The sequence below is a fragment of the Streptomyces phyllanthi genome (genome assembly GCF_009377205.1).
In the GTDB taxonomy this organism is placed as follows: Bacteria; Actinomycetota; Actinomycetes; order Streptomycetales; family Streptomycetaceae; genus Streptomyces; species Streptomyces phyllanthi.
In genome coordinates this window covers 1-9,475 of the sequence record NZ_VJZE01000373.1, presented here as the reverse complement: position 1 = coordinate 9,475, position 9,475 = coordinate 1, and the positions used below count along the sequence as shown (strand labels likewise).

The window sequence follows — 9,475 nt, the reverse complement described above, 5'->3', positions numbered from 1 at the left end:
GTTGGGCGGCGGGGGTCTTCGTGAGGTCCGCGGCCGTGGTGTTGGTGGTGTTGGTCATGCGTATCACGCCCGATCCGCGACGCGTTCGCCGAGCAGGCCCTGTGGCCTGAACAGCAGGACGAGGATGAGCAGGCTGAAGGCCCAGACGTCCTTCCAGGCGCCGCCGCCGAAGAGGTCCATGCCGGGGATGTCGCCGATGTAGCCGGTGGCGAGGGCTTCGGCGACGCCGAGGCAGACGCCGCCGAGCATGGCGCCGTAGATGTTGCCGATGCCGCCGAGTACGGCGGCGGTGAAGGCCTTGAGGCCCATCAGGAAGCCCATGCGGAAGCCGACCTGGCCGTTCTTGAGGCCGTAGGCGACGGCGGCGATGGCGGCGAACGCGGCACCGATGGCGAAGGCCATGACGATGATGCGGTCGGTGTTGATGCCCATCAGCTTGGCGGTGTCGGGGTCCTGTGCGGTTGCCTGCATTCCGCGGCCGGAGCGGGTCTTGGTGACGAAGAGGCCGAGGGCGAACATGCACAGCGGGGCGGCGATGAGGACGAAGAGGTCACCGCGCTGGATGTTGGCGCCGAGTATCTCGATGGGGCCGCCTTCGAACTGGGGGAAGGGGTGGTCCTTCTTGGCGTCGGGGTACCACATCCACACGACCTGCTGGAGGACGATGGAGAGTCCGATGGCGGTGATCAGTGGTGCCAGCCGTGGTGCGGTGCGCAGTGGCCGGTAGGCGAAACGTTCGGCCGCGGTGGCGACGGCGACGGAGACGATGACGCCGCCGAGGATCATGAGGGGGATCGCGGCGCCGAGGGCGAAGCCGTCGGGCATCCACAGGTAGATGGTGAGGGCCCCGAAGCCCCCGACCATGAAGATCTCGCCGTGGGCGAAGTTGATGAGCTGGACGATGCCGTAGACCATCGTGTAGCCGATCGCGATGAGACCGTACATCGCGCCGAGGATGAGTCCATTGGCCAGCTGTTGCGGCAGTTCGTTCACCGCAGGGCCTCCGTTGGAGTGTTTTCGGATATGGCGCCGCGCGGGAGCGCTGGTGGGCGCTCCCGCGCGGCCTGGATCAATGTGTGGTGAGGGAGTGCTCCCTACTCGTCCCTGCTCAGCCCAGCTTGGGGGAGGCGCTGTACTCGGGGGTCCACGCGCTGTTCTCGACCTTGTACGCGGTCATCATCGTGTTGGTGGTGTCACCGAACTCGTCGAAGGAGATGGTGCCGGTGACGCCGTCGAACTTGACCTTGGCCATGGCGTCGAGGACGGCCTTGCGGCCGTCGGACGGGACCTTGCCGTCGTTGCCCTCGACCGCGATCTTGACGGCCTCGATGATGGCCCACGTGGCGTCGTAGGTGAGGCCGCCGTAGGCCTCGTAGGCGTCCTTGTAGCCGCCGGCCTCGTAGTTCTTGATGAACTCCTTGGCGGAGTCGAGCTGCTCGACGGGCTTGCCGACGGAGGTGGCGAGGTCGCCGTCCGCCTTCTTGTTCAGCTTGGGGAACTCGCCGGAGTAGATGCCGTCGCCGCCCATGAGCGGGATGTTCTGGCCGCTGTCCTTGAGCTGCTGGCTCAGGGGGGCGGCGGCCGGGTACTCGCCGCCGTAGTAGAGGGCTTCGGCGCCGGTCTTCTTGATCTTGGCGACGACGGAGTTGAAGTCGCGGTCGTCGGGGTTGACGTGGTCGCTGCCGACGATCTTGCCACCGAGCTTGGTGTAGTTCGCCTTGAAGGAGGCGGCGAGGCCGGCGCCGTAGGTCTTCTGGTCGTCGATCAGGTAGACCTTCTTGATCCCGGCCTTGCTGTAGAGGTACTCGGCGGCGAAGGCGCCCTGGACCTCGTCGGTGGTGGCGGTGCGGAAGAAGGTCTTGAACTGGCGGACCGAGTTGCCGGTCTTCCAGCCGTCGCCCTGGGTGAGCTCGGTGCCGGTGTTGGCCGGGGAGATCTGGGTGAGGCCGGCGTCGGCGAACGGCTTCTGCATCTGCTGCGAGACGCTGGAGTTCAGCGGGCCGACGACGCCGAGGACGTCCTTGTCGCTGATGAACTTCTGGGCGTTCTGCTGGCCGACGGAGGGCTGCGCCTGGTCGTCGAGGGGCTCGAGTTTGAACTCGACGCCCTTGACGTACTCCGACTTGTTGGCGGTCTTCACAGCCAGGTCGGCGGAGTTCTGGATGCCGAGGCCGAGGGCGGACAGGTCACCCGTGAGCGGAGCGTCGACGCCGATCACAACGGTGGTCTTGTCGCCGCCGCCACTGCTGCTGTCGTCACGCGACCCACATGCGGTGAGGGTGAGCGATCCCGCCGCGAGCGCGGCGGTGATGGCAATGAGCGAACGTTGACGCACGAATCAGGTCCTTTCCCTGGCACGGCGACTCCCCCTGGAGCCCGCCGAGTCGAGCGCTGGACCGAAGTTCCTTCGAATCCGTCGGCGCGGTGACTGGGCGTGACTCTAAGCGTGTGCGGGGAACGTGGAGGAGGGTCTGACCCATGCTGTGACGCTCTTGTTATGACACGACGTAATGCAGAGCGGTACTCGCTGGGTGGATCAGCGGATTTACGACTGATTCGTCCAGTCCGCATAGTGAGAAACTGCAGGGTTCGCCGGAGTTCTGATCAGGGGCGTTCCGGTTCTTCGGTGCTGACCGGCCCTTGGTGCGGCGGGTTGCCCGAAAGGTCCGTGCCGTGTGGTGGGCACCCTGCTCAGGGGTGGTGGAGCTGTTGGCGCATATTGCACGCGTATTACACAGAGTTACTTTGAGGGAAGACGGTCGGGCGTTCTCCGCGGTTCCACTGGTTCCACTTGTTTTCCGTCGGGTGGGGGATCGTCGTCGTTCCGCAGAGTGCGGAGGGTTTGCGCGGCCGCCGCTCAGTGCCAGGGTCCTCCGGTCGGTCGGCCGTTTCGGTACCGCTTCTCGCAGAGTTCGCGTGCCCGGCGGTCGATCAGCAGGTGCGCGGCCTTCGTGCCGGCGCGTTCCTTCTTGTCGCGTGCGGCGTCCACGACCTTCATGAGGATCCCGTACTGGCCGTCGGACAGGCCCATCGACTGGTAGTCCCCGTAGGTGTCGCCGGTCAGGGTCTTTTGCGACCAGTACGCGATGAGCTGGGTGCACAGGTCCTCGGGTGGTGTCGCCGACGGCGACGGCGAGGCCGAACCGGCCCGTCCTGTGGGCTTTCCGTCGCCGGTTCCGTTCTGTGCGCCCGGTTTCCCGCACCCGGTCGCCGCTCCGCCGGCCAGCAGCGCCAGGCCGACCGCCCAGCCGAACGCCGCCGGCGGCCAGGGGGTTCTTTCTGTTCTCATGCCCTGACGCTAAGGGCCCGGTTGTCCGGGTTCAACGGCGGGCCGGTGGGGGTGGGGGGTCAGCCGGTCGGGCGCACGTACTGCGCGTCGCCCGGGTTGACGTCCCGCAGGACGCATGTCAGCCGGGCGGTGCACACCCGCTTCCCGGACTCGTCGCTGATGACGATCTCGTACGTCGCCGTCGAGCGCCCTCTGTGTACGGGGGTGGCCACTCCGGTCACGAGCCCGGAGCGGACACCGCGGTGGTGCGTGCAGTTGAGGTCGACGCCCACGGCGATCTTGGAGCTGCCCGCGTGCAGCATGGAGCCGACGGAGCCCAGGGTCTCGGCGAGCACGGCGGACGCGCCGCCGTGGAGGAGCCCGTACGGCTGGGTGTTGCCCTCCACGGGCATGGTGCCGACGACGCGGTCCGGTGAGGCCTCGACGATCTGTACGCCCATGCGTGTCCCCAGGTGTCCCGCGGAGAACATGGCGACGAGGTCGACGCCGATCGCCGCGTACTCGTCGATGACCTCTTGCGGGAACTTCACGTGGTGCTGTTCGCCCATGGGGCCGGGCTCCGTTTCGTCGTGGACTCCTCGTGCGCTGGTGGGCTCTCCGATCGGTCGGTCTCCGGTTCCGTCGGTTTCCGGATCGGTCGGCTTCCAGCTCACTGAGCGAACGCTCAGTCGGTGGACGATTGTTCCAGACGGACGATGACGGACTTGCTCGCGGGGGTGTTGCTGGTGTCCGCTGTGGAGTCCAGTGGCACCAGGACGTTGGTCTCGGGGTAGTACGCGGCCGCGCAGCCCCGGGCCGTCGGGTAGTGCACGACACGGAAGCCGGGCGCCCGGCGTTCCACGCCGTCCTTCCACTCGCCGACCAGGTCGACGTACGAGCCGTCGGCGACTCCCAGCTCGCCGGCGTCCTCGGGGTTGACCAGCACGACCCTGCGGCCGTTCTTGATGCCCCTGTAACGGTCGTTGAGGCCGTAGATGGTGGTGTTGTACTGGTCGTGCGAGCGCAGCGTCTGCAGGAGCAGGCGGCCCTGGGGAAGCGCCGGGTACTCGACCGGTGCCGCCGTGAAGTTCGCCTTCCCGGTGGTGGTGGGGAAGCGGCGCTCGTCGCGCGGGGCGTGGGGGAGCGTGAAGCCGCCGGGACGGGCCGCGCGCGCGTTGAAGTCCTCGAAACCGGGCACCACGCGCGAGATACGGTCGCGGATCGTCGCGTAGTCCTTCTCGAACTCCTCCCAGGGTGTGCGGCTGTCCTCGCCGAGCACCCGGCGGGCCAGTCGGCACACGATGGCCGGCTCGGACAGCAGGTGCTCGCTCGCCGGCTCCAGGCGCCCGCGCGAGGCGTGCACCATGCCCATGGAGTCCTCGACGGTCACGAACTGCTCGCCGCTGCCCTGGAGGTCCCGCTCGGTGCGGCCGAGGGTCGGCAGGATCAGGGCACGCGCGCCCGTGACGACGTGCGAGCGGTTCAGCTTCGTCGACACGTGCACCGTGAGGCGGGCGCGGCGCATGGCCGCCTCGGTCACCTCGGTGTCGGGTGACGCCGACACGAAGTTGCCGCCCATCGCGAAGAAGACCTTGGCCCGGTCGTCGCGCATGGCGCGGATGGCCCGCACCACGTCGTAGCCGTGCTCCCGGGGCGGTGCGAAGCCGAACTCCCTCTCCAGGGCGTCCAGGAAGGCCGGGGCGGGCCGCTCGAAGATGCCCATCGTGCGGTCGCCCTGCACGTTCGAGTGTCCGCGCACCGGGCACACGCCCGCGCCCGGGCGGCCGATGTTGCCGCGCAGGAGCAGGAAGTTGACCACCTCGCGGATGGTGGGCACGGAGTGCTTGTGCTGGGTGAGGCCCATGGCCCAGCAGACGATGGTGCGCCGCGAGGCCAGGATCATGCCGAGGGCTTCCTGGATCTTCTCCCGGGTGAGGCCGGTCGCGGTGAGCGTCTCGTCCCAGTCGGCGGCCCGCGCGGCCTCGGCGAACTCCTCGTACCCGTGGGTGTGTTCGCGGACGAACTCCTCGTCGACCGCGCCGTCCGTCGCCAGGATCAGCTTGTTGAGGAGGCGGAACAGGGCCTGGTCGCCGCCGATGCGGATCTGGAGGAACAGGTCGGTGAGGGCGGCGCCCTTGGCGAGGCCCTTGGGGGTCTGCGGGTTCTTGAAGCGCTCCATGCCCGCTTCGGGCAGCGGGTTGACCGTGATGATCCTCGCGCCGCCCGCCTTGGCCTTCTCCAGGGCGGAGAGCATGCGCGGGTGGTTCGTGCCCGGGTTCTGGCCCGCGACGATGATCAGGTCCGCCTTGTGGAGGTCGTCGAGCAGGACGCTGCCCTTGCCGACTCCGAGAGTCTCGGAGAGCGCGGAGCCCGACGACTCGTGGCACATGTTGGAGCAGTCCGGCAGGTTGTTCGTGCCGAACTCGCGGGCGAACAGCTGGTAGAGGAACGCGGCCTCGTTGCTCGTGCGCCCCGAGGTGTAGAAGAGGGCCTCGTCGGGGGAGTCGAGGGCGGTGAGTTCCTCGGCGACGATGTCGAAGGCCCGTTCCCAGGAGACCGGCTCGTAGTGCTCGCCTCCCTCGGGGAGGTACACGGGGTGGGTGAGCCGGCCCTGCTGGCCCAGCCAGTAGCCGCTGCGGGTGGCGAGGTCGGCCACGGTGTGGGCGGCGAAGAACTCCGGGGTGACCCGGCGCAGGGTGGCCTCCTCGGCGACCGCCTTCGCGCCGTTCTCACAGAACTCCGCCTTGTGCCGGTGGTCCGGCTCCGGCCAGGCGCAGCCGGGACAGTCGAAGCCGTCCTTCTGGTTGACACGCAGCAGCGTGAGCGCGGTGCGCTTCACGCCCATCTGCTGCTGGGCGATCCGCAGTGTGTGCCCGATGGCCGGCAGTCCCGCGGCCGCGTGCTGCGGCTCGGCGACCTGCGGCGCGTCCTGGACCGGATCGCCCTTCGGCGGCTTCGTTGCCATCGCACGCTCTCCTTCGACCACGTGTGTGCCGTACGTTTCCGATCCTCGCACGTGCCGGTGACAACGACCCCGCCCGGTGTCTCCGTTCAGGAAACCCTCCGTAGCGGGGTGAATCCGTCATGTGACGAGGTGCGTCGACTGCGTGGGCGGTCGGCGGGTCCGGGTGTCAGTGGGCCGTGGCAGGATCGGGGGCGTGGCAGAGACAGCATCGAAGAAGACCGAGAAGACCTCCGGCGGCGGCCGTCCCCGGCTCATGCTCATGGACGGGCACTCACTGGCGTACCGCGCGTTCTTCGCGCTGCCCGCGGAGAACTTCACGACCGCGACGGGCCAGCCGACGAACGCGATCTACGGCTTCGCGTCGATGCTGGCGAACACGCTGCGCGACGAGGCGCCCACACACTTCGCGGTGGCGTTCGACGTCTCCCGCAAGACCTGGCGCTCGGAGGAGTTCACGGAGTACAAGGCGAACCGCTCGAAGACCCCTGACGAGTTCAAGGGGCAGGTGGAGCTGATCGGCGAGCTGCTCGACGCGATGCGCGCCGAACGCTTCGCGGTCGACGGCTACGAGGCGGACGACATCATCGCCACGCTCGCCACGCAGGCCGAGGCCGAGGGCTTCGAGGTGCTGATCGTCACCGGCGACCGGGACAACTTCCAGCTGGTCACCGAGAACACGACGGTGCTGTACCCGACGAAGGGCGTCTCCGAGCTCACCCGGTTCACCCCGGAGAAGGTCATCGAGAAGTACGGGCTGACGCCGGCCCAGTACCCCGACTTCGCGGCGCTGCGCGGCGACCCGTCCGACAACCTGCCGGGCATCCCCGGTGTCGGCGAGAAGACCGCCGCGAAGTGGATCAACCAGTTCGGTTCGTTCGCGGAGCTGGTGGAGCGGGTCGAGGAGGTCAAGGGCAAAGCGGGACAGAACCTCCGTGACCATCTGGAGGCGGTCAAGCTCAACCGCCGCCTCACGGAGATGGTGCGCACCGTCGAACTGCCCAAGGCGGTCGGCGACCTGGAGCGCGCGCCGTACGACCGCACGGCCGTGGCGATGGTCCTGGACACCCTGGAGATCCGCAACCCGTCGCTGCGTGAGCGGCTGCTGGCGGTGGATCCGGGGACCGAGGAGGCGGAGGCCGCCCCGGTCGCCGACGGAGGCGTCGAGATCGACGGCACGGTGCTGGGCTCGGGCGAGCTGGCCCCGTGGCTGGCCGAGCACGGCTCGGCGGTTCTCGGTGTGGCCACGGTCGGCTCCTGGGCGCTCGGCGCGGGCTCGGTCGCCGAGATCGCGCTCGCCGCGGGCGGGGGAGCGGCCGCCTGGTTCGACCCGACCCAGCTGGACGAGCCGGACGAGAACGCGTGGGCGGCCTGGCTGTCCGACGCCTCCCGGCCCAAGGTGTTCCACAACGCCAAGGGCGCGATGCGCGTTTTCGCCGAGCACGGCTGGAGCGTCGACGGCGTCACGATGGACACCGCTCTCGCCGCGTACCTGGTCAAGCCGGGCCGCCGCTCGTTCGACCTGGACGCGTTGTCCCTGGAGTATCTGCACCGGGAGCTGGCGCCCGCCGCCACGGCCGACGGTCAGCTGGCCTTCGGCGCGGACGAAGGGGCCGAGGCCGAGGCGCTGATGGTGCAGGCCCGCGCGATCCTCGACCTGGGCGAGGCGTTCGAGGAGCGGCTCCCGGAGGTCGGTGCGGCGGAGCTGCTGCGCGACGTGGAGCTGCCCACCTCGGCGCTGCTGGCCCGAATGGAGCGGCACGGCATCGCGGCCGACAGGGCCCATCTGGAGGCCATGGAGCAGATGTTCGCGGGCGCCGTCCAGCAGGCCGTGAAGGAGGCGCACGCGGCGGCCGGGCACGAGTTCAACCTGGGTTCGCCCAAGCAGCTCCAGGAGGTCCTCTTCGGCGAGCTGGCCCTGCCCAAGACCAAGCGCACGAAGACGGGTTACACCACGGACGCGGACGCCCTGGCCTGGCTGGCCGGGCAGACCGAGAACGAACTGCCGGTCATCATGCTCCGCCACCGCGAGCAGGCGAAGCTGCGCGTCACGGTCGAGGGCCTCATCAAGACGGTCGCGGCGGACGGCCGTATCCACACCACCTTCAACCAGACGGTCGCCGCGACGGGCCGTCTGTCGTCCGTGGACCCGAACCTGCAGAACATCCCGGTCCGCACGGACGAGGGCAGGGCCATCCGCCGCGGCTTCGTCGTCGGCGAGGGTTTCGAGTCCCTGATGACGGCGGACTACAGCCAGATCGAACTGCGCGTGATGGCCCATCTCTCGGAGGACGAGGGCCTGATCGAGGCGTTCACCTCGGGCGAGGACCTGCACACGACGGCTGCCTCGCAGGTGTTCGGCGTCGAGCAGTCCGCGGTGGACGCGGAGATGCGCCGCAAGATCAAGGCGATGTCGTACGGCCTGGCGTACGGGCTGTCGGCGTTCGGCCTCTCCCAGCAGCTGAACATCGAGGCGGCCGAGGCCCGCGCCCTGATGGACGCGTACTTCGAGCGCTTCGGCGGTGTGCGGGACTATCTGCGCAGGGCGGTCGACGAGGCCCGGGCGACCGGGTACACGGCGACGCTGTTCGGGCGCCGCCGCTATCTGCCCGACCTCAACAGCGACAACCGCCAGCGCCGCGAGGCGGCCGAGCGGATGGCGTTGAACGCCCCGATCCAGGGCACGGCCGCCGACATCGTCAAGATCGCCATGTTGAACGTGGACCGGGCTCTGCGCGAGGCCGGCCTCACCTCCCGCATGCTCCTCCAGGTCCACGACGAAATCGTCCTGGAGATCGCCCCCGGCGAGCGCGCCAAGGCCGAGGAACTCGTCCGCCACGAGATGGCGAACGCCGTCCACCTGAGGGCGCCCCTGGACGTCTCCGTCGGCTCCGGCCCGGACTGGGAGTCGGCGGCGCACTAGGGCAAGCGACACGCCGCCCGGCGTCGCAGGGCCCGGCACCTCTCGGATGCCGGGCCCCGCGGCGGCAAGGGGCGGTGCGGCGCGGCAGTCCGCGGGGTGGGCGCCGCCCGGACGTCACCCGCTCGGAGCCACCCGGCGCTCCGGGAACGGTCACCCGCGTGGCCCCCGAGGGGGCGCACCCGGCGGCGGGACGGCGTAAGGATGCGGGCATGGGCATAGGCAAGCTCCGCCGCCGTACCGCAACGATCGTCGGCGTACTCGTCACGGCGTTGCTCAGACGGCCACCCGTCTACGCGCCGGACGCCAGCACACCCCGTATCCC

At 69.3% G+C, this 9,475-nt stretch carries 6 protein-coding genes; 1 reads left to right on the top strand and 5 read right to left on the bottom strand.

All coding sequences use genetic code 11. The features are described 5' to 3' along the window. Nucleotides 1-63: 63 nt before the first annotated feature. The 5 genes from FNH04_RS34710 to FNH04_RS34690 form a co-directional block, all read right to left on the bottom strand. Nucleotides 64-993, bottom strand: coding sequence for a branched-chain amino acid ABC transporter permease (locus FNH04_RS34710; protein ID WP_322724719.1), 930 nt, complete (start codon nucleotides 991-993; stop codon nucleotides 64-66). A gap of 115 nt (nucleotides 994-1,108) precedes the next feature. After that, entirely contained in the window at nucleotides 1,109-2,335 is a 1,227-nt protein-coding gene (locus tag FNH04_RS34705; RefSeq protein ID WP_322724717.1) for a branched-chain amino acid ABC transporter substrate-binding protein, read from the bottom strand. 522 nt (nucleotides 2,336-2,857) lie between these two features. Next, the gene (locus FNH04_RS34700) at nucleotides 2,858-3,289 is read right to left on the bottom strand and encodes a hypothetical protein (RefSeq protein ID WP_152789826.1); all 432 of its coding nucleotides are present in this window, start codon (nucleotides 3,287-3,289) and stop codon (nucleotides 2,858-2,860) included. A 59-nt stretch (nucleotides 3,290-3,348) separates the two neighbouring features. Continuing rightward, the gene (locus FNH04_RS34695) at nucleotides 3,349-3,837 is read right to left on the bottom strand and encodes a PaaI family thioesterase (RefSeq protein ID WP_152789825.1); all 489 of its coding nucleotides are present in this window, start codon (nucleotides 3,835-3,837) and stop codon (nucleotides 3,349-3,351) included. A 116-nt stretch (nucleotides 3,838-3,953) separates the two neighbouring features. Continuing rightward, nucleotides 3,954-6,233 (bottom strand): FdhF/YdeP family oxidoreductase, encoded by a 2,280-nt coding sequence (locus tag FNH04_RS34690; protein WP_152789824.1) that lies wholly within the window; start codon nucleotides 6,231-6,233, stop codon nucleotides 3,954-3,956. A 193-nt stretch (nucleotides 6,234-6,426) separates the two neighbouring features. Here FNH04_RS34690 and polA point away from each other — a divergent pair, with 193 nt between their 5' ends. Further along, complete coding sequence (gene polA / locus FNH04_RS34685; protein ID WP_322724712.1) at nucleotides 6,427-9,153, top strand: DNA polymerase I; 2,727 nt, start codon at nucleotides 6,427-6,429, stop codon at nucleotides 9,151-9,153. Nucleotides 9,154-9,475 lie beyond the last annotated feature (322 nt).

Excerpts from the sequence above, each read along its gene's own strand:
- FNH04_RS34700 (WP_152789826.1), bottom strand. The coding sequence starts at position 3,289 with ATGAGAACAGAAAGAACCCCCTGGCCGCCGGCGGCGTTCGGCTGGGCG.
- FNH04_RS34695 (WP_152789825.1), bottom strand. The coding sequence starts at position 3,837 with ATGGGCGAACAGCACCACGTGAAGTTCCCGCAAGAGGTCATCGACGAG.
- FNH04_RS34690 (WP_152789824.1), bottom strand. The coding sequence starts at position 6,233 with ATGGCAACGAAGCCGCCGAAGGGCGATCCGGTCCAGGACGCGCCGCAG.